This window comes from Kaistia sp. 32K, from assembly GCF_016629525.1.
Classification (GTDB): domain Bacteria; phylum Pseudomonadota; class Alphaproteobacteria; order Rhizobiales; family Kaistiaceae; genus Kaistia.
In genome coordinates this window covers 736,913-760,597 of sequence record NZ_AP024269.1, presented here as the reverse complement: position 1 = coordinate 760,597, position 23,685 = coordinate 736,913, and the positions used below count along the sequence as shown (strand labels likewise).

21 protein-coding genes are annotated in these 23,685 nt (G+C 66.4%); 11 read left to right on the top strand and 10 right to left on the bottom strand.

The window, feature by feature from the left end; translation table 11 throughout:
- Positions 1–25: 25 nt before the first annotated feature.
- Both K32_RS03280 and K32_RS03275 read right to left on the bottom strand, forming a co-directional pair.
- Positions 26–1,219 carry an amidohydrolase family protein gene (locus K32_RS03280; protein WP_201402651.1) on the bottom strand — a complete coding sequence of 398 codons (1,194 nt, stop codon included), beginning with the start codon at positions 1,217–1,219 and terminating at the stop codon, positions 26–28.
- Between the two features lie 188 nt (positions 1,220–1,407).
- Entirely contained in the window at positions 1,408–2,331 is a 924-nt protein-coding gene (locus K32_RS03275; protein WP_201402650.1) for a LysR family transcriptional regulator, read from the bottom strand.
- A 117-nt stretch (positions 2,332–2,448) separates the two neighbouring features.
- Here K32_RS03275 and K32_RS03270 point away from each other — a divergent pair, with 117 nt between their 5' ends.
- Positions 2,449–5,274, top strand: coding sequence for an FAD-binding and (Fe-S)-binding domain-containing protein (locus K32_RS03270; RefSeq protein ID WP_244669816.1), 2,826 nt, complete (start codon positions 2,449–2,451; stop codon positions 5,272–5,274).
- Between the two features lie 8 nt (positions 5,275–5,282).
- On the opposite strand, the gene K32_RS03265 is transcribed toward K32_RS03270, so the two are convergent.
- The 7 genes from K32_RS03265 to K32_RS03235 form a co-directional block, all read right to left on the bottom strand.
- The gene (locus K32_RS03265) at positions 5,283–6,308 is read right to left on the bottom strand and encodes an aldose epimerase family protein (protein WP_201402648.1); all 1,026 of its coding nucleotides are present in this window, start codon (positions 6,306–6,308) and stop codon (positions 5,283–5,285) included.
- 106 nt (positions 6,309–6,414) lie between these two features.
- Positions 6,415–7,197, bottom strand: a complete 783-nt coding sequence (locus K32_RS03260) for an SDR family NAD(P)-dependent oxidoreductase (RefSeq protein ID WP_201402647.1) — start codon at positions 7,195–7,197, stop codon at positions 6,415–6,417.
- Between the two features lie 55 nt (positions 7,198–7,252).
- On the bottom strand, positions 7,253–8,083 hold the full coding sequence (locus K32_RS03255) for a carbohydrate ABC transporter permease (protein WP_201402646.1): 831 nt from the start codon (positions 8,081–8,083) through the stop codon (positions 7,253–7,255).
- Position 8,084: 1 nt separating this feature from the next.
- Positions 8,085–9,050 carry a carbohydrate ABC transporter permease gene (locus K32_RS03250; RefSeq protein ID WP_371812956.1) on the bottom strand — a complete coding sequence of 322 codons (966 nt, stop codon included), beginning with the start codon at positions 9,048–9,050 and terminating at the stop codon, positions 8,085–8,087.
- Complete coding sequence (locus K32_RS03245; RefSeq protein WP_201402645.1) at positions 9,031–10,269, bottom strand: sugar ABC transporter substrate-binding protein; 1,239 nt, start codon at positions 10,267–10,269, stop codon at positions 9,031–9,033. The genes K32_RS03250 and K32_RS03245 overlap by 20 nt, the downstream gene beginning before the upstream one ends.
- Positions 10,270–11,274: 1,005 nt before the next feature.
- On the bottom strand, positions 11,275–12,297 hold the full coding sequence (locus tag K32_RS03240; RefSeq protein WP_201402644.1) for a GntR family transcriptional regulator: 1,023 nt from the start codon (positions 12,295–12,297) through the stop codon (positions 11,275–11,277).
- Positions 12,298–12,503: 206 nt separating this feature from the next.
- Positions 12,504–13,253, bottom strand: coding sequence for a GntR family transcriptional regulator (locus K32_RS03235; protein WP_201402643.1), 750 nt, complete (start codon positions 13,251–13,253; stop codon positions 12,504–12,506).
- Between the two features lie 669 nt (positions 13,254–13,922).
- Here K32_RS03235 and K32_RS03230 point away from each other — a divergent pair.
- Genes K32_RS03230 through K32_RS03215 form a run of 4 tightly spaced genes read left to right on the top strand, consistent with a single transcriptional unit; the run spans position 13,923 to position 16,852 of the window.
- Positions 13,923–14,603: an amino acid ABC transporter permease gene (locus K32_RS03230; protein ID WP_201402642.1), complete on the top strand. Its 681-nt coding sequence runs from the start codon at positions 13,923–13,925 to the stop codon at positions 14,601–14,603.
- Positions 14,604–14,612: 9 nt separating this feature from the next.
- A complete protein-coding gene (locus K32_RS03225) occupies positions 14,613–15,260 on the top strand; it encodes an amino acid ABC transporter permease (RefSeq protein WP_201402641.1) in 648 nt (215 codons plus the stop codon).
- Positions 15,247–16,035, top strand: a complete 789-nt coding sequence (locus K32_RS03220) for an amino acid ABC transporter ATP-binding protein (RefSeq protein ID WP_305798450.1) — start codon at positions 15,247–15,249, stop codon at positions 16,033–16,035. Before K32_RS03225 ends, K32_RS03220 begins: the two co-directional genes overlap by 14 nt.
- 22 nt (positions 16,036–16,057) lie before the next feature.
- The gene (locus tag K32_RS03215) at positions 16,058–16,852 is read left to right on the top strand and encodes a transporter substrate-binding domain-containing protein (RefSeq protein ID WP_201402640.1); all 795 of its coding nucleotides are present in this window, start codon (positions 16,058–16,060) and stop codon (positions 16,850–16,852) included.
- A 273-nt stretch (positions 16,853–17,125) separates the two neighbouring features.
- Here the strand turns inward: K32_RS03215 and K32_RS03210 are convergent, their stop codons facing one another.
- Positions 17,126–17,389, bottom strand: a complete 264-nt coding sequence (locus K32_RS03210) for a helix-turn-helix transcriptional regulator (protein WP_201402639.1) — start codon at positions 17,387–17,389, stop codon at positions 17,126–17,128.
- Between the two features lie 93 nt (positions 17,390–17,482).
- Between K32_RS03210 and K32_RS03205 the strand changes: the two genes are divergently transcribed.
- From K32_RS03205 to mnhG, 6 genes are read left to right on the top strand one after another with little or no spacing between them, the layout of a single operon-like run.
- Complete coding sequence (locus tag K32_RS03205) at positions 17,483–20,401, top strand: monovalent cation/H+ antiporter subunit A (RefSeq protein WP_201402638.1); 2,919 nt, start codon at positions 17,483–17,485, stop codon at positions 20,399–20,401.
- Complete coding sequence (locus tag K32_RS03200) at positions 20,401–20,742, top strand: Na+/H+ antiporter subunit C (protein ID WP_201402637.1); 342 nt, start codon at positions 20,401–20,403, stop codon at positions 20,740–20,742. The genes K32_RS03205 and K32_RS03200 overlap by 1 nt, the downstream gene beginning before the upstream one ends.
- A complete protein-coding gene (locus tag K32_RS03195; RefSeq protein WP_201402636.1) occupies positions 20,742–22,421 on the top strand; it encodes a monovalent cation/H+ antiporter subunit D in 1,680 nt (559 codons plus the stop codon). Before K32_RS03200 ends, K32_RS03195 begins: the two co-directional genes overlap by 1 nt.
- On the top strand, positions 22,418–22,903 hold the full coding sequence (locus tag K32_RS03190) for a Na+/H+ antiporter subunit E (protein WP_201402635.1): 486 nt from the start codon (positions 22,418–22,420) through the stop codon (positions 22,901–22,903). The genes K32_RS03195 and K32_RS03190 overlap by 4 nt, the downstream gene beginning before the upstream one ends.
- Positions 22,900–23,181 carry a K+/H+ antiporter subunit F gene (locus tag K32_RS03185; protein ID WP_201402634.1) on the top strand — a complete coding sequence of 94 codons (282 nt, stop codon included), beginning with the start codon at positions 22,900–22,902 and terminating at the stop codon, positions 23,179–23,181. Before K32_RS03190 ends, K32_RS03185 begins: the two co-directional genes overlap by 4 nt.
- Complete coding sequence (gene mnhG / locus K32_RS03180; RefSeq protein WP_201402633.1) at positions 23,178–23,564, top strand: monovalent cation/H(+) antiporter subunit G; 387 nt, start codon at positions 23,178–23,180, stop codon at positions 23,562–23,564. The genes K32_RS03185 and mnhG overlap by 4 nt, the downstream gene beginning before the upstream one ends.
- Positions 23,565–23,685 lie beyond the last annotated feature (121 nt).

Sequence of the window (23,685 nt, the reverse complement as noted above, 5' to 3'; positions counted from 1 at the left end):
CAAACTCCTGAAGTAGTCGAGAGCGTTAGTTGCAGATGAAGGGCAGGCGTTCCGCCGGCGGCGTGTTGCGGCTGCGACCCGAGCGGACGATGCCGTCGATGACGATCATGCCGACGCCAGGCAGATCGCCAAGCTGGATGCTGTCGAGCAGGTCGCGACCGGCGGAGTGCATCGCCTTGGCCAGGAAGACGAAGTCGGCGGGACGACCGACTTCGATCAGGCCGCTTTCCAGGCTGCGCATGCGCGCGGTGTTGCCGGTCGCGAAGCAGAGCGCGATCTCGGCCGGAACGTCGCCGAGCGACGACAGCAGCGAGATCATGCGCAGGATGCCGAGCGGCTGGACGCCGGAGCCGGCCGGGCCGTCCGTGCCGAGGATGACGCGCTCCATCTCGCCCATCTCGCGCGCCGTGCGCAGCGCATAGAGGGCGGCGCGCTCATTGCCGTTGTGGACGATCTCGAGGCCGGCCTTGCAGCCCTCGCAGATGCAGCGGATCTCGCGATCCGGCAGCGCGGTGTGGCCGCCATTGATGTGGCCGACGACGTCGGTGCCGGCCGCCAGCACCACGTCGGCGCCGATCAGGCCGGAGCCCGGCACGGACGGGCCGCCCGTGTGGATCGTCGACTGAATGCCGTATTTGCGGGCCCAGGCGACCATCTTGCCGGCCGTCTCGCCGTCCTTGACGCTGCCGAGGCCGATCTCGCCGAGAAGCCGGACGCCCGCGTCGGCGAGGTCCTTGAAGTCCTGCTCGACCATGCCCTGCTCGATGATCGGAGCACCGGCATGGATCTTGACGCCGCCGGGACGGAAATTGGTGAAAGTGCGCTGCGCCGCGATCGCCAGGGCCTTCAGGCCGACGATATCGGTCGGACGGCCGGGCGTATGGACCTCGCCGGCCGAGATCATGGTGGTCACGCCGCCATGCATCGTGCTGTCGATCCAGTTCAGCTGGCTCTGGCGCGGCGTCCAGTCGCCGGCGACCGGATGAACGTGGCTGTCGATCAGGCCCGGCGCCAGCACCGCCTGGTTGGCGTCGATCACCTGATCCGGATGATCGGTGTCGACATCCTTGGCGCGCCCGATGGCTGCGATCTTGCCGTCCACGACGACAACCGTATCCGCTTCAAGGATCGGATTTTCCATGGCGCCGCTGAGCACCATACCGATGTTGCGAATGACGAGTTTGCCCTTCGGCTGTGCCGAAACGGGATCGTGTGACATCGCATTTCTCCATAGCGTCCATAAGTCAGGCAGCCCTTCGTCCCTACACGCAAACTCATATGAGTTCAAACAATAATGACGGAGGAATCGCTATTTTAGACAAGGTTTCTGCGCGACAATTTCGGCCGTGGACGGATGGAAACGACGGAAGTCAGATCGGATTCGGGCTTACCCGGCAAAAGGACCGTTCAGGCGGAGGCGAGCGAGCCGAGCGGCCGGATGTGATCGAGCAGCCGCTCCGCCGCCGGCGACAGCCCGATCCGGGCCCGCCGGATGATGCAGAGCGTCCGCCGGAGGGCGAGATCCTCGACCGCAATGCGGCGGATTTCGGGACTCTGGATCACCGAGGCCGCGAGCTCCGGCATCAGGCCGACGCCCATGCCCTGCGCGATCATCGTCAATTGCGCGATCGTGCCATGCGCCCGAAGCCGCCCCTCCAGGAAACCGGGCGGCATCGCCGGCGCCGCCGCGGCGATCTGCTTGCCCGTTCCGGTGCTCTGGTCGAGGGCGATCACATCGGCGGCCGGGATATCGGCGAGGCGGACGCGGCTCCGTTCGGCCAGCGGATGCTCGCGGTGGCAGACGAGCACGAAGGGATCGACGTGGAACGGCTCATAGGCGAGCTGGTCGCTTTCGTGCCAGCGCTCGGCAATGCCGAAATCGACCTCGCGCTCGAGGACGAGGCTGCCCACCCGCGCGGCGATGTCGTCATGGACGGAGACCTCGACGGCCGGATGCACGGCGCGAAACGCCTTCAGAGCCGGCGCGAGATGGAACAGGACGACGGAGGGGGCGGCCGCGACCTTGACCGAGCCGCGCTCGATGCCGCCGACGCGGCGGAGATCGTGCAGCGCGGCCTCGAAATCCGACACGACCCGCCGTGCCTCGACGAGGAACGCCTCGCCTGCCTCGGTCGGCGTCACCGGGCGTGACTCGCGGTCGAACAGGCGCAGGCCGCAATCCGCCTCCAGTTGCTTGATCGTCTCGGTCAGTGCCGAGGGGACCACGCCCAGCGCATCGGCGGCGCGCGCGAACGACTGTTCCCGGGCAAGCGCCAACGCCGCGCGAAAGTGACGGATGCCGATGTTCGTATTTTTCGAATAAATGCTCATTTCATTCCAATGTAGAGAATTTCGTGGGCATGCTTCAATGGGGGCCATCGTCAGGATCCCGCCCAAGCCATGCCCGCCACCGCCACTCGCCTCCGCCCGCTGGACGCTCCCTCTCCCTTGGCCGCCTTCGAGGGGGCGCTGCGCGCCGCCGGCTTTGCCGGCGAGATCGCCGGCGATCACGCCGCGCGCGCCGCGATGTCGACCGACAACAGCGTCTACGAGATCGAGCCCGACCTGATCGTCGCGCCGAGAAGCGGCTACGATGTCGAGATCCTGATGCGTGTCGCCGGCGAGGAGCGCTTCCGCGCGCTGCCGATGACGGCACGCGGCGGCGGCACGGGCACGAACGGCCAGAGCCTCAATCGCGGCGTCATCGTCAATTTCCAGCGCTTCATGACGAAGATCCTCGCCGTGAACGCCGACGAAGGCTGGGTCGATGTCGAACCGGGCATCGTCCTCGACGAGCTGAACGAGCGGATCAGCGATACCGGCCTGTTCTTCGCGCCCAACACCTCGACCTCGAACCGCTGCACCATCGGCGGGATGGTCAGCACGGACGCCTCCGGCAAGGGATCGCGGATCTACGGCAAGACCAGCGACAACGTGCTGGGGCTCGATCTGGTGACGGAGGGCGGACGGACGATTTCGAGCCTCCGCCCGGCGCCCGACTGGGCGGGCCCGTTGCTCGCGGACGTCGCCCGGGCCTGCGACGCCGGACGGCAGGCGCTGATCGACAACACGCCCCGGATCTCGCGCCGCTTCACCGGTTACGACCTCGAACGCGCCCGCCCTGCCCCGGACGAGCTCGAATGGTGGCGCCTCCTGCTCGGCGCCGAGGGCACGCTCGGCCTGGTCACGCGCGTCCGCCTGAAGCTGACGCGAAAGCCCAGCCAGAAGCGCCTCGTCGTCGTCGCCTTCGAGCGTTTCGCCGATGCGCTGGCGGCGGGCGAACCGATCCTCCGGCATGAGCCGCTGGCGATCGAGATCATGGATGACTGGGTGCAGCGCCTCGCCCGCGAGGCCGGGCTGATGGACGGCCTGCCCCTCGCGATCCGAGGCGAGGCCGACGCGCGGATCTCCTATCTCTTCGTCGAATTCGTCGGCGAGGACGCCGGGGCGCTCGATCGCTCCGTCGCCCGGCTGACGGCGGATGCGGCCGGCCTTCCCGGCGTGATCGGCACCTACCGGGCGGTCGACGAGGCCGACAGCGCCCGCCTCTGGTCGACGCGCGCCGCCGCCGTCGGCCTGCTCGGCAAGCGCGAGGGCGCCAAACGCCCGGTCGCCTTCGTCGAGGATTGCGTCGTGCCGGTCGAGAACCTCGTCGCCTTTGTCGACGGCTTCGACGCGATCATGAAGAGCCACGGCCTCGCCTATGGCATCTACGGCCATATCGATGTCGGCTGCCTGCATGTCCGGCCGGCGCTCGATCTCGACGGCAAGGCCGACCAGGCGATCTTCAAGGCCGTCTCCGACGCCGTCTACACGCTCTGCAAGACGCATGGCGGCATATTCTGGGGCGAGCACGGCAAGGGCATTCGCGGCGCCTATCTGCCGGACTATGTCGGCCCGGTCGCCTATGCCGCCTTCCAGCGGATCAAGCGCGCCTTCGACCCGAACGAGCGCTTCAATCCCGGCAAGCTGGTCGCCGTCGACCGGAGGCCGATCGGCATTCTCGACATGCCGTTTCGCAAGGGGAATGCGCCGGGGGATCCGGCCTTCGAGATGGCGTTTCACTGCAATGGCAACGCCTCCTGCCTGAACTACAGCAAGACCGTGCCGATCTGCCCGTCCTTCAAGGCGACGCGCGACTTGACCCAGTCGCCCAAGGGACGCGCCGAGGCCGTCCGGCGCTGGCGGCAGGCGAAATCAGCCACCGCGCCGGAGCAGGACGCGATCGCGCGCGACGCCTATGCCGCGCTCGACACCTGCCTCGGCTGCAATGCCTGCGGCAGCGCCTGCCCCGCGCATGTCAGCGTGCCGACCCTGAAGTCGCGCTTTCTCGACGAATACCACGCGACCCGCCGCCGCCCGCTGCGCGACCGCGCCGCCATCGCCGTCGAGGCGCTCGCGCCTGCCATCGCCGCCCTGCGACCGCTGGCGCGGCGGCTGGCGCCGCTCGCCTATCGCCTCGCCGGGCCGCGGCTCGGCTTCGTCGACCTGCCGGCGATCTCGCGGCGCGGGCTGCGCCAGCTCGGCCATCCCGTGCTCTCCTTCGCCGACGTGCCGGCGATGGATCGCGGCGACCACGCGGTGCTGGTGCTGCAGGACCCCTTCACCGCCACGTTCGATACCGGCGCGGTGAAGGCCGTCTGCGACGGGCTCGCCACGCTCGGCTACAAGCCGGTCATCGTCACCCTGCCGCCCGGCTCCAAGGCGAGCCACGTCAAAGGCATGCGGCGGCGCTTCGAGCGGCTGGCCCGCCGGCAGATCGCAGCACTTGAGCTGCTGGAACAGACCGGCCTGCCGAAGATCGGCATCGACCCCGCCTTCGTGCTGATGACCCGCGGCGAGTTCCGCGAGATCGAAAGCCGCGTGCCGAAGGTGCTGCTGGTGCAGGAATTCCTGCGCGAGCGGCTGACAGCGGGCGATCGCTGGCCGAAGGCCGCATCGGCAACCTGCGCCGGGCCGAAGCTGATGGTCCATTGCACCGAGGCCTCGGCGGCGCCGCAGGCGCTGAAGCACTGGAAGGAGATCTTCACGGCCCTCGGCCTACCGGTCCAGACCGTTCCGACCGGCTGCTGCGGCATGGCGGGCCTGTTCGGTCACGAGGCGCGCAACCAGACGGTCAGCCGGACGCTGTTCGACGCGTCCTGGGCCCCGGCGCTCACTGGCGAAGCGGCGGTTCTCGCCACCGGCTTCTCCTGCCGCTGCCAGGTCGAGCGCCTGTCGGAAACGACGGCCGCCCATCCGATGGCGGCCATCGCGTCCGGTCTGGCGCGCTAAACCGCAGCTCAGAAGAAGCGGTACTCCGTCACCTGGCGATAGAGCTCGCCCGGCCGCAGGATGGCGGAGGGGAAGGCCGGCTGGTTCGGATTGTCCGGGTAGCGCATAGGCTCCAGGCAAAGCCCGGCATGCGGCGCATGCGGGATGCCGCCGACCGCCGGCCAGTCGGAAGCAAGACCGGCGCCGTCATAGAAGACCAGGCAGGGCTCGGTCGTGTGGACCTCCATGGCGAGGCTTTCGTCCGGCGCGACGAGGCGGACGGCGCGAACCAGCCCCCTGGCGTCTGCCTTACCCTCCCGGTCAATGACCAGGCTGCAGTCATAGAGGAAGTCGGGATCGCCCTTCGGGTCGGCCAGCGGGCGAAGCGCGCGAAAATCATAGGGCGTGCCGGCGACGTCGACGATCTCGCCGCTCGGCACCAGATCGGGCCCGAGCGGGGTATAGCCGACGGCGTGCAGCTGCATGCGATGGTCGCGCACCGACGTGCCGGGCTGCAGCGTGAAATAGGAATGATGCGCCAGGCTGACGACGGTCGGCGCGTCCGTGGTCGCCGTCATGGTGATCGCGATCGTCCCCGGCTCCAGCAGCCGGTAGGTGCAGCGCACGTCGAGCGCGCCGGGATAGCCGTCGTCGCCGTCCGGCGAGAGCAGCCCGAGCGTCACCGAACTCTCGTCCGTTTCGACGATCCGCCACGGCTTGCGCGAGAAGCCGACGACACCGCCATGCAGATGCACGCCGCCCTCGTTCAGCGAGAGCTGATGCTCGACCCCGTCGATCACCAGCCGGCCGCGATCGATGCGGCTCGCATGCCGGCCGGCCGTAACGCCGAGATAGCGATTGTTCTCGAGATAGCCGTCGAGCGTCTCGAAGCCGAGCACGACGCGGCGGGGCTCGCCGCCCTCGACGGGGACGACGAGATCCCGCAGCGCCGCCCCGAAGGTCAGGATCGACGCGCTGGCGCCGGCGGCGTTGGAAAGCTTGATCTCCGAGATGGCCGTGCCGTCTGGCAGGCGGCCGAAGAAATGGATCGACACGATAACTCCCTGGATAGGACGCTCGCCCGGTATTGCCCGGGCGCAGTTCTTCTTGTTCACCCCTCCCGAGGAGACGCGCGGCCTCCCCGTCGGATGGCGCGAGAGCCTACCAGAGCGTGTAGCCGCCATCTATGACATAGGCGGCGCCGGTCACGTAGGAAGCGGCGGGACCAGCCAGATAGACGGCGAGCGGCGCGATCTCCGGCGGATTGCCGGGCCGGCCCATCGGGATGTGGGCAACGATTGCCTCGATCACGTCGGGCCGCCGCTCGTTCCAGCTGCGGTTGGTGTCGGTCATGAACAGGCCCGGGCAGATGGCGTTGACGGTGACGCCATGCGGCGCCCAGTCGGCGGCGGCGCAGCGGGTGAAATGGATCACCGCCGCCTTGCCGGTCTCGTAGTCGCGCCCGCCAATGCCGCGATTGGCGATCAGGCCGCTCATCGAGGCGATGTTGATGATGCGCCCGCCCTGCCCGCGCTCCAGCATCGCGGCGCCGAAGATCTTCGTGCCGAGGAAGCAGCTGGTCAGGTTCATGTCGAGCGATTGCTGCCAGGTCGTGAGCGTCTCCTCGACGATCGGCATGCTGGCGATGCGGTTGCCGACATTGTTGATCAGGATGTCGACCGGGCCGTATTGCTCGAGGATCGTCTGGCAGGCCGCCTCGCACAGATCCGCCCTCGCCATGTCGGCCATGACGCCCCAACCCTGCCGACCAAGCGCACGGATGTCGCCTACCGTCGCGTCGAGGGTTTCCTGCGTGCGGCCGGTGATGATGACGTCGGCGCCGGCTTCCGCCAGCGCCAGCGCCATCTCGCGGCCGAGGCCGCGGCTCGCGCCGGTGACGAGCGCGCGCTTGCCTTCAAGCCCGAACCAATCCTTCAGTCCCATCTCGGTCTCCGCGATTTTTGGATGATGGAGGCGGCCGTTCCCCGCCGCCGCAAGGTCATTTCACGGCGCCGACCGTCAGCCCGCTGACCAGCGAACGTTGCAGCAGCGCGAAGATGACGGCGACCGGCCCGCTGGCGACCAGGGTCGCCGCCATGACGTGGTCCCATTCGACCTGGTAGCGGCCGCCGACCAGCGAGAAGGTCTGGAAGGTCAGCGTGTTGTTCTCGGGCGAGCGCAGCAGCGTCATCGCCAGCACGAATTCGTTCCAGCAATAGATGAAGACGAACACGGCCGTGATGCCGATGGCCGGCAAGGCGAGCGGCAGGAAGATCCGCTGCAACCGTTGCAGCGCCGAGGCGCCGTCGAGCTTCGCCGCCTCCTCCAGCTCCTTCGGGATGGTCTGGAAATAGGCCTGCAGCATCCAGACCGAGAAGGCGAGGTTGAAGGCGACATAGGCCAGCACCAGCGCCGGCAGCTGGTCGACCAGCCCCATCCGCGCCATCAGCCGGAAGATGCCGAGCACCAGCACGATCGGCGACAGCATCTGCGTGACGAGCAGGAACTGGCGGAACAGCCGCTTTCCCGTGAACTCCATCCGCGCCGAGGCATAGGCCGCCGGAATGGCGACCAGCAGGCAGAGGATGGTCGCGGCGATGCTGACCAGCACGCTGTTGAGCACCGCCGGCCCGAGCCGCGTCGCCTCCCACATGTCGGCGAAGTTCTGCAGCCGGATCTCGCTCGGCAGCCAGTGCGGCGGATAGGACAGCACCTCCAGGCGCGGCTTCACCGCCGTCGACACCATGACGGCGAAGGGAAACAGGATCACCAGCATCAGCGGCGACAGGCAGAGCCACATCAGAAGGGATTTCCGGACCGGATGCTCCATTTCAGATCTCCCTCCGCTCGTGCCGCATCGCCAGCGCCGCATAGGTGATGGTCAGCGCCAGCAGGATCAGGAACATGACGATCGAGAGCGCCGACGCGATGCCGAGCTCGCCATAGCGGAAGGCGAGCTTGTAGAGCCAAGTGACGAGAATGTCGGTGCTGTTGGCGGGGTCGCCCTGCGTCATCACCCAGATCAGCGGGAACGAGTTGAAGACGTAGATGAAATTCAGCACCAGCACGATGTTGAGGAACGGCCGGATTAGCGGCAGCGTCAGGTAGCGGAAGCGCTGCCAGCCGCTGGCGCCGTCGATCTTCGCCGCCTCGAAGATATCGGCCTGCAGCGAGGACAGGCCTCCGAGGATGACCGTCACCGTGAACGGGATCGAGACGAGGATGCCGATGGCGATCAGGATCGGGAAGGCGGTCCCCGCCGTCGCCAGCCATTCGACCGGCGTATCCTGCAATCCGAAGCTCGAGAGCGTGGCGTTGACCATGCCGAACTGGCCATTCAGCGACCAGCGCCAGACGATGCCGGTCATGGTCAGCGATACCGCCCAGGGCAGCATGATGATGATGCGGGCCAGCGTCCGGCCGTAGAATTTCTCGTTCAGGACCAGCGCGATCGGCACCGACAGGATCACCGTGCCGCCGACGACGAACACCGTCCAGACCAGCGTGCGGATCAGGCAGCCGAGGAACAGCTGGTGCGAGAACAGCCGCTGGTAGTTGGCGAAATCGTTGAAGGCCGTGGTCTTGCCGAAGCGGTTGACCGCGTGCACCGACATGTTGGCCATGTCGTAGATCGGATAGCCGATGATCCAGAAGGCGAAGAGGATTGCGGGAAGGATGAGAAGATAGGGCGCGCTGACGCTCCCTATCCTGCCGTTGGCCTGGGTCCCGGCGCGCGTTTTCCCGCGCCGGGCACCGACCTCCGATGCCTTGCCGGCACTACTGCTCGATGAGGCCATCGATCGTCGCCGCCGCGTCCTTCAGGGCGGCTTCAGGCTGGGCCTGGCCGATATAGACCTTCTGGAGCGCCGCGATCACCGCATCGACCATCTGCTCCCAGTTGGCGACGGGCGGCGCGAAGCGGGCATAGGGCAGCATGTCGGTGAAGGCCTTGAGCTGCGGATCATTGGCGAAGACGGGCGCGGCCGCCTCCTCCTTCATCACCGGCAGGAAGCCTTCCTTGGTCGAGAACTCGATGCGCCATTTCGGGCTGAACGCCGTCTCGGTCAGGAACTTCATCGCCAGTTCCTTGTTCGGGCTCGAATTGAACACCATCAGCGTATCGGTGACGCCGTAGGTGGCCTTGTTCGAGCCTTCCGGAATGGACGACAGGCCATAGTTCAAATTGGGTGCGTCCGTCTTGATCTGGCCGCGCAGCCACGGGCCGGTCAGGATCATGCCGATGCGGCCCTGCTTGAACAGGCGCTCGATGTCCTGGCGGTTCAGGCCGCTCGGATCGGGCTCCGTCAGCTTCTCGTCGATCATCATCTTGTAGAGCGCCAGCGCCTCGATCGCCTGCGGGCTCGCGACGCCGGACTTGCCGTCCTTGATAATCTCGCCGCCATGGGTCCAGAGCGAATAGTACCAGTAGGCGTCGGTCTCGATCTCCTTGCCCTGCAGCGCGAAGCCATAGGCATCGGTGCCGAGCGCCTTGATCTTCTTGGCCGCATCGACGACGCCGTCCCAGTTCGTCGGCGGCTCGTTGACGCCGGCCTTCGCCAGCAGGTCCTTGTTGTAATACATGGCGCGCGCCGAAGCCGCGACCGGCAGGCCGTACATCTTGCCGTCGAAGGTCGAGGGCGACAGGAAGGACTCGATGAAGCCGGCCTTGAACTCCGGCGTCATGTAGCCGTCGAGCGGCTCGGCGATGTCGTTCTTGACGTAGTCGACCAGCCAGCGCGTGCCGATCATGGCGATGTCGGGCGCGGTGCCGCCGGCGATGTCGGTGGTGAGGCGCTGCTGGAGGTTGTCCCACTGGATGACTTCGATCTTCACCTCGTCGCCGGGGTGCTTCTCCATGAAGTCCTTGGCCATGCCCTCGAACAGGCCCTGCGTCGCGGCGCTGTAATAGCCGAGCACGACGCGGATGGTCGCCGCCTGCGACGCGGACGACGCGCCAAGGATGGCGGCCGCGCCAAGCAATAGACTGAGAACCCTGCGTTTCCTGATTTGGTACATTGAGCTGATCCTGTCGTATTCATTGCGTGAATGTCTAACGAGCGAGGTAGAAGTCGATGTAACCTTCATCCGGCTTGCGAGGACGGCCGTATTGTTGATTGTTCCCCCGGCAGCCTCGCAGAAATCGGATGTATTCGATCCGGCGGAGACGTTTCAGGCGCTCCGGCGCCCCGTCCTTCCGCGGCAGATGATCTGAAACCGCCCGGTTCCGGGCCCGTGCGTCCTCCCCATCCCCTCGGTCGCCTCGGAAAAAGCCTTCCCGCCGCGACGGCCCGCTCCGGAAGCCGGGCTCGTTGGACCTCCATCCAACGAGCACCCCAGACCGGGATCATGTGTCGGGCGGGCAGCTTCTGCCAAGCTATTTTTTAAGTCCGCAGCGCGAAACATTACCCTGCTGTGAATCGAAGGCCGCGACTGCACAGTACTTGTTCGCAAGTGCACAATATTGGCAATGCGTGACGTCGATCTAACCAGAAAGCAAGACTCCGAACCGGATGTTCATGACGAGAGCGAGACTATGTTCATCTGCGTCAAGCATCGCCGTCATCCTGCAACCCTGGCAATGCCGCAGGCAACGGAACAACTCTCGATATCGGAAGTGGCAGCCGGATCGACATCAGGCACCGGGAGCCGGCGACGATGACGGCGCATCGCGGAAGGTCACTGAGCCCGGGTCTGCGTCTCGCTGGTTTCGTGGATTGCCTCGGGTCGGGCCCAAGGGAGGGGCGAGCGCCAAATCGATGCTCTCCCCATCCCTCGTTCCGGCATCTCCCCCCGACACACCGGAACAGCACACCCTTTTCAGGGCGGCGGGCTTTGCCGGCTGCGGGCGTTCACTGCAAAGGAACACTCCGGGACCAGCAGAACTCTGGTGCCGCCTTTTCGGCGACAGCGCGGCGCAGAATGATTGCATTCGGCGGTTCGCGCAACTCCATTCCTTCGTAAGGTTTATAATAGATTTCGCTGACCGGGGCCGGCGGCCGGATCAGCCCCTCCGGCCGGCCCTCAGACGAAATAGGACGTCGGCGAGACGGCATGGGTGGCGCGGAAGGCGGCCAGGCGTTCGGCCGCCTTCTCGCTCGATGCCCGCAGATGCGCCCTGAGCAGATGCGTGGCTGCGGCGACGTCCCGCCGCGCAACCGCCTGCAGGACCTCGAGATGCTCCTGCGGGAACGAATCGAAATAGGGCTGGCGCTGCAGCGCGACCTGGAAGTGCTTGCCGGAAACGAGGATGCAGCGCGTGCGCTTCAGCGCCTCGGTGATCTCGCGATTGCCACCATAGGCGAGGCAGTCGATGTGGAGATCGCTCTCCAGCACGTCGAGCTCGGCGACGTCGGCATCGCCCGAGCAATCGACGCCGGCCTGCAGCCGCGCCACCATGCCGGCCACGACCGTCGGCGGAATGGCGCCGACCGCGGTCTCCAGCGCCGCCGGCTCGAGCAGGATGCGCAACTCGTAGAGATCGCGGAAGCGCGCCTCGTCGAGCGGAATGAGCCACCAGTGCGATTTCTCGCCCTTCGTCACGATGCCGACCTGCTGGGCGTGGATCAGAAGATCGCGCGCCACGGTACGGCCGACGTCGAAATGGCGTGCGAGCGCCAGCTCGTTGACGCGGAAGCGGCCGAACACGGAGCGCAGGATCACCTCGCGCTCGAAATCGTAATAGAGCGATTGCCAGGCGAAGGGCTTGGGCGGCAGCGCCGCTTCCGCATCGAGGCCCAGCATGTCGGACGTGATCTTCAGCCGCCTCGGCGCGTCGCGCTGCCCGACGAGGAGCCCGCGTCCGTCGAACCGGCTGAGCAACCCCTCCGCCTCCAGCCGGGCCAGCGCCCGCTTTACCGGCGAGCGGCTCGACCGGAATATCGAGGCGATGTGCCCTTCGAGCAGCACGGCCCCCTCGGGAAGCCCGCCGCTCGCGATGCCCCGCCGCAACCGCTCGGCGATGAAGGCATAGGCGGGCGTCCGATCGACGCCACCTCCGTCGCCCCGATACCCGTTTCGCGCCCCCTTCGGGCTACGATCTGCCATGCCACGCACTCACGCCTGCCCGACATCGCCGAGGGTGTGGCAGCGAACCAGCCGGCGCGAGATGCCGCGCCCGGAAACGATGATGCTGCAATCCCCCCGCGACCTCCCTGTTGTCGCCATCGGATCGTAGCCGGGGGTATTCGCAAAGACAAACGGGCCTCGCCCGGCTGGCTTGCAGCCGGCGCTGGAGCCGAAGGGCGGATCGGCTAGCGGACCGAGGTCCGGCGGGCGAATTGCGGCTTCTCCTCGAAGAAGTCGGGATAGCGCTCGCGCAAGCCTTCCAGCCGGGGCAGCAGGTCGCGCACATGCACGCGCATCGCCTCGCGCGCGTCTTCCGGCCGATGCTCGCAGATCGCCTCGACGACGGTGGTGTGCTGGTCGACGACCCGGCGCGACGTATCGAGCTCCGGCAGGGTCAGGTAGCGCACGCGATCGAGATGTCCGCGCGCCTGCTCGACCGGGCGGCCGAGACCGCGCAGGCCGGCGACCTCGCAGATCAAACGGTGCGTCTCCTCGTCGAGGAGATGGAATTCCGGCCATTTCTCGGCCTTCAGCGAAGCGGCATGGCGCGCCAGCAGCGAACGCAGCCGGATAATGCCGTCCTCGTCGATGATGCGGGCGGCGCGCTCGGCCGTGGCGCATTCGATCGCCTCGCGCAGGAACTGCGCCTCGAGCAGCCCCTCCATCCGGATCGGCGCGATCACCGTCGCGAGCTGCGGGTAGCTGGTCAGTAAACCCTCTTCCTGAAGGCGGATGAACGCCTCGCGAACCGGCGTGCGGCTGACCGACAATCGGTTGGCGACATCCTGCTCGGAAATCGGGCGGTTCGGCTCCAGCTCCAGCGAGATGATCGCCCGGCGCAGCAGTTCATAGACCTGAAGCGATGCCCGCCGGTCCCGGCTCAGATTGGCATCATCCAGGATGGCACCGAGCGATTGCCCAACCGGTTCCGTCATCAATTCCGTCCCGCACATTTTTTTATAGGCGTTTGCTGCCGCTTCGCCGGTTTTCGTCCAATGCAGGTGAAAAACCAAGCATTTAGGCGATTCCGACCTTCCGTAAGGGCCGCTTGTTAACGCATATTGTCATTCACAGTGGACTAGAATACTAGTGCCGGGACGCAAAAAGAGGCAACAGGTGCCCGGTTGGTTGTCAGACCCGCGGTCGACAACTCGCCATGGTGACGGTCGGTCTGCGCGGCAGGCCCGCGCATCCGTCCAACGTTCCTGAGCAAGGCCCGCGCGCGCCGGTTTCCGGCGGAACGCTATTCTTGCCTCCGGGAGGGGGCGTTCGACCAAGGCAATGCAATGAGCACCACGGAAATCGAGACTCTGACGAACGGAAGGCCGATCCCCCCTCGGCCTGCCGGCAGCGTCGGGTCCCGCCGGCCGAGCCCTCGCGGAACGGGCGACGCCCGCCGCCGGCTCGCCAAGCCGGATTGCCACAGGGCCCTGATCCCGCGGCCCTCCGCAACAGGAAATATCCCGCCGTCCTCAGCCAGGTCAGCGGATTTTCGGAGCGCCTCGTCGCGCCTTCGGAACGATCGGTGACGGGCAGCAGCCTGCCGCACGACACGCGATCTCACCACAATCCTTACCGAGCCCACCAACAGCGCAGGCGACGGGATGCTCTCATACTCGTTTGATTTCTCATTTTTTCTGGACAGCTGGCCCGCGTTCCTGCGCGGCGCCTGGCAGACGATCCTGCTCGCGGGCGCGTCGATCGCCATCGGCTTCGTCCTCGCCCTGATCTGCGCCGTCATCCGTTCCGGCAAGAACAAGCTCGCCTCCGGGCTGGTCGGCGCCTATGTCGAGGTGATCCGCAACACGCCGCTGCTGGTCCAGATCTTCATCGTCTATTTCGGCCTGCCGAGCCTCGGCCTGAAGCTCTCGGCCGAGACCGCCGCCGTCATCGCGCTGGTGATCAACACCGGCGCCTATGGCAGCGAGATCATCCGGGCCGGCATCGAATCGATCGCCAAGGGCCAGCTCGAAGCCGCGGAATGCCTCGGCCTCAACAAGTTCCAGGTCTACTGGCACATCATCATGATTCCGGCGGTCGAGCGCGTCTATCCGGCGCTTTCGAGCCAGTTCGTGCTCCTGATGCTGTCGTCCTCGATCACCTCGCAGATCTCCGCGCAGGAGCTGACCGCCGAGGCGAACCTGATCCAGTCGGAGACGTTCCGCTCGTTCGAGGTCTACCTGATCGTCGCGGCCATCTATCTCGCCCTTTCCGTCCTCTTCCGCGTCGTTCTCTGGGCCATCGGCGAAGTCGCCTTTGTCCGCCGCCGCAAGCTGCGCACGTGAGGTGAGATCGTGATCCAGTTTTCCTCCACCCATCTGATCTACCTCATCGAGGCGGCCCGCTGGACGCTGCTGCTGTCGGTGATCGCCTTCATCGGCGGCGGCATCCTCGGCCTGATCCTGGCGCTCGGCCGCGTCTCGCAGCTGAAGACGCTGCGCCTCCTGTCGGCCACCTACATCCAGATCATCCAGGGCACGCCGCTGCTGGTGGTGCTGTTCCTGGCCTATTTCGGCCTGTCGATCCTCGGCCTCGACATCCCGCCGATCGCGGCCGCCGGCCTGTCGCTGACGCTCTATACCTCCGCCTTCCTCGGCGAGATCTGGCGCGGCTGCATTCTGTCGGTGCCGAAGACCCAGTGGGAAGCCTCGAACTGCATCGGCCTGAGCCGGACGCAGCAGTATCGCTACGTCATCCTGCCGCAGGCGATGCGTATAGCGATCCCGCCGACGGTCGGTTTCATGGTGCAGATCATCAAGAATACGTCGATCACGTCGATCATCGGCTTCGTCGAACTCGCCCGAGCCGGCCAGATCGTCAACAACTCGACCTTCCAGCCGTTCATCACCTTCATCTTCGTGGCCATCATCTATTTCGCGATGTGCTACCCCCTCTCTCTCGCCAGCAGGCATTTCGAAAGGAAGCTCAATGTCGGTAAATGAAGCAACCGGCACGAGACCTCGGAACGAAGCCGTCCCGGGCGCCGAACCCATCATCGTCGTCGACAACGTTTCGAAGAGTTTCGGCCCTCTCCAGGTCCTTCACGGCGTTTCGCTCCAGATCGAGCGCGGCACCATGGTCGCGATCGTCGGGCGCAGCGGTTCCGGCAAGAGCACGCTGCTGCGCTGCATCAACGCGCTCGAAGAGATCAATGGCGGCACCATCAAGGTCTGCGGCCACCAGGTCAGCATGTCGGACCGCGCGTCGATCAAGCGCCTGCGCTCCGAAGTCGGCATGGTGTTCCAGAGCTACAATCTGTTCCCGCACCTGACCGTGCTGCGGAACATCACCCTCGCCCTGACGGCGGTGCAGAAGAAGTCGCGCGCCGACGCCGACGCGATCGCCCACAAGGTGCTCGGGCTGGTCGGACTGGCGGACAAGGCCGAGTCCTATCCGGAGCAGCTCTCGGGCGGCCAGGCGCAGCGCGTCGCCATCGCCCGCTCGCTCGCCCTCTCCCCGAAGGTGCTTCTGTTCGATGAAGTGACCTCCGCGCTCGATCCGGAACTGACCGGCGAAGTGCTGAAGGTCATGGAAGATCTCGCGCGTGACGGCATGACCATGGTCCTCGTCACGCATGAAATGGCCTTTGCCCGCCGTGTCGCCGACATCGTCGTCTTCATGCACCAGGGCAAGGTCTGGGAGGCAGGGCCGCCTGCGGAACTCTTCGCGGATCCGAAAACCCCGGAACTGCGGCAATTCCTGAGCAGCGGTCTCTGACATTCTAACTGGAGGTAAGAGAATGAAGTTCCTGACCCGCGTCGCGCTCGCCGCGACCATGGCGCTCGGCGTTGCCGGCGTCGCCAAGGCCGATCTCCTGGCCGACATCAAGGCCAAGGGCGAGATCGCCATCGCGATCGACCTCGGCGCGCCGCCATGGGGCATGACCGACGCCAACCTGAAGCCGGCCGGCGCCGACGTGGACGTCGCCAACAAGCTGGCCCAGGATCTCGGCGTCAAGATGAAGCTCGTCGAAGTGACCGGCCCGAACCGCGTGCCGTTCCTGCTGACGAACAAGACCGACATCGTCATCTCGTCCTTCGCGATCACCCCCGAGCGCGCCAAGGTCGTCGACTTCGTCCCCTACTCGGTCAACCGCCTGATCGTGTTCGGACCGAAGGGCGTCGAGATCAAGTCGCTCGAGGACCTCTCCGGCAAGCGCGTCGGCGTCGTCCGCGGCAACCTGCAGGACACCGAGCTGACCAAGAAGGCCCCGGCCGACACCAAGCTCGTCCGCTTCGACGATGACGCGACCACCATCACCGCGCTGATGTCCGGCCAGGTCGACGCCATGTGCGCGCCCTACGGCATGTTCCTGACGCTCGCCGAGCGCTACCCGGCCAAGGAGCTGGAGCCCAAGGCGGAAGTCGTCCAGCAGCCGCTCGGCATCGGCCTGCGCAAGAACGAGCCGGAGCTGAAGGCCTGGCTGCAGGATTGGGTCAAGCAGGGCGCCGCCGACGGCTCGCTCTCCACGATCTTCGAAAAGTACATGGGCGCCAAGCTCGACCTGGCTCCGTTCCTGGTCGAAGCGCAGTAAGCGCCGTCGACGAGGTTCCGAAATGAAGAAGGGCTGTCGCACCCCGGTGCGGCAGCCCTTTTTGATTCAGGGCGCCGAGACCTTTCTGCCGAACCGTATTCCCTGGAGCCTCCTTCGAGGCTTCGCTCACGCGAAGCGCCTCAGGATGATGGTGGAGACGGTCGATAGGCCTGGAAGGCCCAGCGGTTTGGGGCGTCGCCGCCCAGAGAACGGTGCTGCGCGAGGAGCTACCTCAGGGGGAGGTGAAATCCGAGTTCGCGACGAGGCTGCCCCTCAGCCGACCATGCCCGGCTGTGCGCCGGCGCAGCGGCAGGCGAGGCGGACGCCCGGGCCCTCGCCTTCGGCGGGAATGAGGCGGACGCCGCCTTCCTCCAGCGCGCGAATCAGCAGGGATTCCGTGGCGCGGTGAATCACATGGCGATTGCACTCGAAGTCCTTGATCGTGCTGCGCGATACACCCGCGATCACCGCGAGGTGCTCCTGGGTCCAATTCAGGAGCCCGCGTGCAGCCCGACATTGCTCCGGCAGCAAATTCATTGTCCTATGCCCTTGCCTTACCTCTCCCAAGTCAACCATAATGGGTGAGATCAGGCAATGGTTGCCTGGGTTGACAGCGGATCATTGTAGAGAATGACGGACGACACATCGCTGATTTTGATGGTCGGCCTGCCGTTCGCCGGTAGCATCCTTGCTGCAATTCTCCCCACGCATGCCCGCAATGCCGCCGCCGGCCTCGCCGCCGCCGTCGCGCTGATCTGCATCGCGCTCGCCGCCCTGCTCTACCCGGCCGTGGCCCAGAATGGCGCCGTCCACAACCACGTCGAATGGATCCCGTCGCTCAGCCTGAACTTCACGCTGCGCATGGACGGATTCGCGTGGATGTTCGCCATGCTGGTGAGCTCCATCGCCCTGCTCGTCGTGCTCTACGCCCGCTACTACATGTCGCCGGAAGACCCGGTGCCGCGGTTCTTCTCGTTCTTCCTGGCCTTCATGGGCTCGATGCTCGGCATCGTGCTGTCGGGAAATCTCATCCTGCTCGTCATCTTCTGGGAAATGACGAGCATCTTCTCGTTCCTGCTGATCGGCTACTGGCACCACAATGCCGGCGCGCGCGACGGCGCCCGCATGGCACTGACGATCACCGGCATTGGCGGCCTCGGCCTGCTGGTCGGCGTGCTGCTCATCGGCCACATCGTCGGCAGCTACGACCTCGACCGCGTGCTGTCGTCGGGCGAGCTGATCCGCTCGCATCCGCTCTATGTACCGACGCTCTGCTTCATCCTGCTCGGGGCGCTGACCAAGAGCGCGCAGTTCCCGTTCCATTTCTGGCTGCCGAACGCGATGGCGGCGCCGACGCCCGTCTCGTCCTTCCTGCATTCGGCGACGATGGTGAAGGCCGGCGTGTTCCTGCTGGCGCGGTTCTGGCCGGTGCTCGCGGGCACGGAGGAATGGTTCTGGATCGTCGGGCTCGCCGGCATGAGCTCGTTCCTGCTCGGCTCCTATTTCGCCATCTTCCAGCAGGACATCAAAGGCCTGCTCGCCTATTCGACGATCAGCCATCTCGGCCTGATCACCATGCTGCTCAGCCTCGGCAGCTCGCTCGGCGCCGTCGCCGCGATCTTCCACATGATGAACCACGCCACCTTCAAGGCGTCGCTGTTCATGGCCGCCGGCATCATCGACCACGAGACCGGCACGCGCGACATGCGGCGGCTGAGCGGCCTGTTCCGCTTCATGCCGTTCACCGCGACGCTGGCGATGGTGGCGAGCGCGGCCATGGCGGGCGTGCCGCTCTTGAACGGCTTCCTGTCGAAGGAGATGTTCTTCGCCGAGACGATCGAGACGCATGTCAATTCGATCCTCGACACGGCCGCCCCCTACGCCGCCTTCCTCGGCAGCGCCTTCGCCGTCGCCTATTCGCTGCGCTTCATCCACAGCACCTTCTTCGGACCGCCGCCGACCGACCTGCCGCATGAGCCGCACGAGCCGCCCTTCTGGATGCGTTTTCCCATCCTGCTGCTGGTCCTGACCTGCCTCGTCGTCGGCATCCTGCCGGGCTACACGATCGGCCCGTATCTGCACACGGCGGTGGTCTCGGTGCTCGGCCCCGCGACGCCGGAATACAGCCTCGCCATCTGGCACGGCTTCAACCTGCCGCTGATCATGAGCATCGGCGCGCTGGCCGCCGGCGTCCTGCTCTATCACTTCCTCAAGAACTACCTCGCCACCTCCGAGGAAGGGCCTCCCTATTTCCGCCGCCTCAAGGGACAGCGCATCTTCGAGCGCGTCATGGCCACGATCTCGTGGCGCTGGGCGCGCTTCCTGGAAGCCAATCTCGGCACCCGCCGGCTGCAGCCGCAGCTGCGGCTGCTCGTGCTCGTGGCGCTGATCGCGGCGACATGGCCGATCTGGCTGCAGGGGCTCGACTGGCGCAGGCCGACGCTCGCCGGCGCCGATCCCGTCTTCGTCGCCATGTGGCTGATCGGGATCATCTGCGCCGTCAGCGCCGCCTGGCAGGCCAAGTTCCACCGGCTTGTGGCGCTGATGCTGCTCGGCGTTTCCGGCCTCGTCACCTGCATCACCTTCCTGTGGCTGTCGGCGCCGGATCTCGCCGTGACGCAGCTCCTCGTCGAGGTGGTGACCACGGTGCTGATCCTGCTCGGCCTGCGCTGGCTGCCGAAGCGGTCTCCGGAGATCGCCACCGACACGATTCCCGTCATCGCCAGGTTCCGCCGCTATCGCGACTTCGCCATGGCGATCGCCGCCGGCCTCGGCGCGACGATCGTCGCCTATGCGATCATGACGCGCACCCAGCCGGCCACGATCGGCGACTATTTCCTGGAGAAGGCCTATTCGGAAGGCGGCGGCAAGAATGTCGTGAACGTCATCCTGGTCGACTTCCGTGGCTTCGACACCTTCGGCGAGATCACCGTCCTCGGCGTCGTCGCGCTGACGGTGTTCGCCCTGCTCCGCCGTTTCCGCCCGGCCGCCGACAGCGTCGAATCGCCGGAACAGCAGCGGATCCAGAACGCGCATGACGATGCCCAGCCCGACCGTAAGGTGGGCGACACGATCAGCGACTATCTGCTGGTGCCGGCGCTGATCATGCAGTGGCTGTTCCCGGTCATCATCCTGTTCGCGGCCTACCTGTTCCTCCGCGGCCACGACCTGCCGGGCGGCGGCTTTGCGGCCGGTATCGCCATGGCGGCGGCGTTCATCCTGCAATACATGTCCGCCGGCACGATCTGGGTCGAGGACCGGCTGCGCGTGCTGCCGGTCGTCTGGATCGGCTTCGGACTGCTGCTCGCGGCCATTGTCGGCGCCGGCTCCTGGGTCTTCGGCTATCCGTTCCTGACCTCGCATTCGCAATATATCGAGCTGCCGCTGATCGGCGCCGTGCCGGCCGCCACCGCCAGCCTGTTCGATTTCGGCGTCTTCTCCCTCGTTCTCGGCGCAACCAGCCTGATGTTGATCGCTCTCGCGCACCAATCGATCCGCCGCCTGCGCTCCACGCGCGCCGCCGCGACCAGCGAGGAGGAGGCCGCCTGATGGAACTCGTTCTCGCCATCGGCATCGGCGTCCTGATCGGCTCGGGCGTCTGGCTGCTGTTCCGCCCGCGCACCTACCAGCTCATCATCGGGCTGTCGCTCATCGCCTATGGCGTCAATCTCTTCATCTTCTCGATGGGGCGGCTGAAGGTGGCGGCCCCGCCCGTGCTTTCCTCCGCCGGCGCCGTCAATCCGGCCGATTATGCCGATCCGATCCCGCAGGCGCTGGTGCTGACGGCCATCGTCATCGGCTTCGCGACGACAGCGCTGTTCCTCGTCGTGCTCCTGGTCTCGCGCGGCCTGACGGGCAGTGACCATGTCGACGGCCGGGAGCCCAGCTGATGGATTGGGCTGAACATCTCGTCATCGTTCCGATCCTGCTGCCGCTGATCACCGGCGCGGCGCTGCTTCTGATCGATGAACGCCGGCATGCGCTGAAAGCCGCCATCAACGTCATCTCGACCATTGCGCTGGCACTGGTCGCGATCGCGCTGCTCGATTTCGCCAACACGCCTACCGCGACCAACGGCCCGGCGACGAAGGTCTATCTGCTCGCCAACTGGCCGGCGCCGTTCGGCATCGTGCTGGTGCTCGATCGCCTCGCCGCGCTGATGCTGGTGCTGACATCGATGCTGGCGATCGCGGCGATCGTCTATTCGCTGGCGCGCTGGCACCGGAGCGGCCCGCATTTCCACACGCTCTTCCAGCTGCTGCTGATGGGCGTCAACGGCGCCTTCCTGACCGGCGACCTGTTCAACCTCTTCGTGTTCTTCGAGGTGATGCTGGCCTCGTCCTACGGCCTCATGCTGCATGGCTCCGGCCAGGCGCGCGTCAAGGCGGGCCTGCACTACATCGTCGTCAACCTCGCCGCCTCGTCGCTGTTCCTGATCGGCGTCGCCATGATCTATGGCGTCACCGGCACGCTCAACATGGCGGACCTGGCGCTGCGGATCCCCGGCGTGCCGGCCTCGGACCGCATGCTGCTCGACGCCGGCGCCGGCATTCTCGGCATCGCCTTCCTGGTCAAGGCCGGCATGTGGCCGCTCGGCTTCTGGCTGCCGACCGCCTACAACGCCGCCGCCGCCCCCGTCGCCGCCATCTTCGCCATCCTCTCCAAGGTCGGCGTCTATGTGCTGCTCCGTCTGTCGCCGCTCCTCTTCGGTGTCGAGGCCGGAGCCTCGAGCGGCTTCGGCGATTCCTGGCTTCTGGTCGGCGGCATGGTGACCATCGCCTTCGGCGCCATCGGCGTCATGGCGTCCCAGGCCAAGGGGCGCCTCGCCGGCTACTACATTCTCGTATCGTCCGGCACGATGCTGGCGGCGATCGGCATCGCCAACGTTTCGGCGACCGCCGGCGCGCTCTACTACATGGTGAGCTCGACGCTGGCGATCAGCGCCTTCTTCCTGCTGATCGAGCTGATCGACCGCGTGCAGGATCCCTCCGCCGGCGTCCTCGCCATCACGCTCGACGCCTATGGCGAAGACCTCGAGGAAGAGGAAGCGGAGGAGGAGATCGGCGTCGCCATTCCCTCGACCCTCGCCATCCTCGGCATCTCCTTCGCCGCCTGCGGCCTGCTCCTGGCCGGCCTGCCGCCGCTCTCCGGCTTCGTCGGCAAGTTCGCGATCCTGACGGCGCTGCTCAATCCCGACGGGCTCACCGAGGGCGGCAGCCTGTCGCCGGCGATCTGGACCTTCGTCGCGCTGCTCGTCATCTCCGGCCTCGCCGCGATGATCTCGCTGACCCGCGCCGGCATCCAGGCCTTCTGGGCGCCGATCGAGGGCATCGTGCCGCGCGTCCTCCTGATGGAAATCGCGCCGATCGCGTTCCTGCTGTCGCTCTGCGTCGGGCTGACGATCTTCGGCGGGCCGGTGATGCGCTACATGGACCAGACGGCCCAGTCGCTGCACGCGCCGCACAGCTACATCCGCGATGTCATGTCGGCGCCGCGCGTCGAGGCCCCTGCCCCCGAGGCCACGGCCCCAGAGGCGCCTGCGACCAAGACGCCGGAGGTCGCGCCATGAGCCGGTTCCTGCCCTATCCGCTGCTGACGGCGTCGCTCATCCTGATGTGGCTGCTCTTGAACAGCTTCTCGCTCGGCCATCTGATCCTGGGCACGGTGATCGCCGTCGCCGCGTCCTGGGCGATGGCGGCGCTGCAGCCGGACAAGCCGCGCCTGCGGCGCTGGCACCTGATCCCGGTCCTGATCGGCCGCGTGCTGATCGACATCTACCACTCGAATGTCGCGGTCTCGAAACTCATCCTGCAGGGAAAGCGTAGCACCCGGCGGCCGGGCTTCGTGGTCGTTCCGCTGCGGCTGCGCGACCGGACGGGCCTGGCGGTGCTGGCCTGCATCCTCACGGCGACGCCCGGCACCGCCTGGGTCGAGTATCACGCCGAGAACGGCCGGCTCCTGATCCACGTCCTCGACCTGGTCGACGGCGATCTCTGGATCGAGACGATCCAGAAACGCTACGAGCAGCTGCTGATGGAGGTTTTCGAATGAGCACGACGATCCTCCTCTGGTCGATCACGGCCTCGCAGCTGATGCTCGTCGCGGCGATGGCCTGCGCGGCCTACCGCATCCTGGCCGGCCCGCGCGCGCAGGACCGCGTGCTCGGCGTCGACGCGCTCTATGTCTGCGGCATGCTGCTGATCCTGACCTTCGGCATCCGCAACGGCAGCACGATCTATTTCGAGGCGGCGCTGGTCATCGCCCTGCTCGGCTTCGTCTCGACGGCGGCGCTGGCCAAATTCCTGATGCGCGGCGAGGTGATCGAATGAACGGCCTCGAAGATCTTCCCGCCTGGGCGGCGCTGCTGGTCGCCTTCCTGCTGCTGCTCGGCTCCGGGCTGACGCTGCTCGGAACCATCGGCCTCGTCCGGTTCAAGAGCTTCTACGAGCGCGTGCATGCGCCGACCCTCGGCACGACGGGCGGCGCCGGCGCCATCCTGATCGCCTCGATGGTTTGCTTCTCCGTGCTGCAATCCCGCCTCGTGCTGCACGAGCTGCTGATCACCGCCTTCGTCACCGTGACGACGCCGGTGACGCTGATGCTGCTCGCCCGCGCCGCCATCTATCGCGACCGGACGGAGAAGGCGGACAGCGTCGCCTCGCTGGTTGGCGACCGCGGCATCAACGACGGCGAGCACACCGCGCGGGGCTGAAGGCTCTGCCGCGCGATTTGACGGATATCAAACCACTCTGCGCCGCATCCGGATACGATCTATCCTGGTCGGATGTCGCACACTCGCCAGCGGGGCTCGTCCTGCGAGCGAGGAAGAGGAG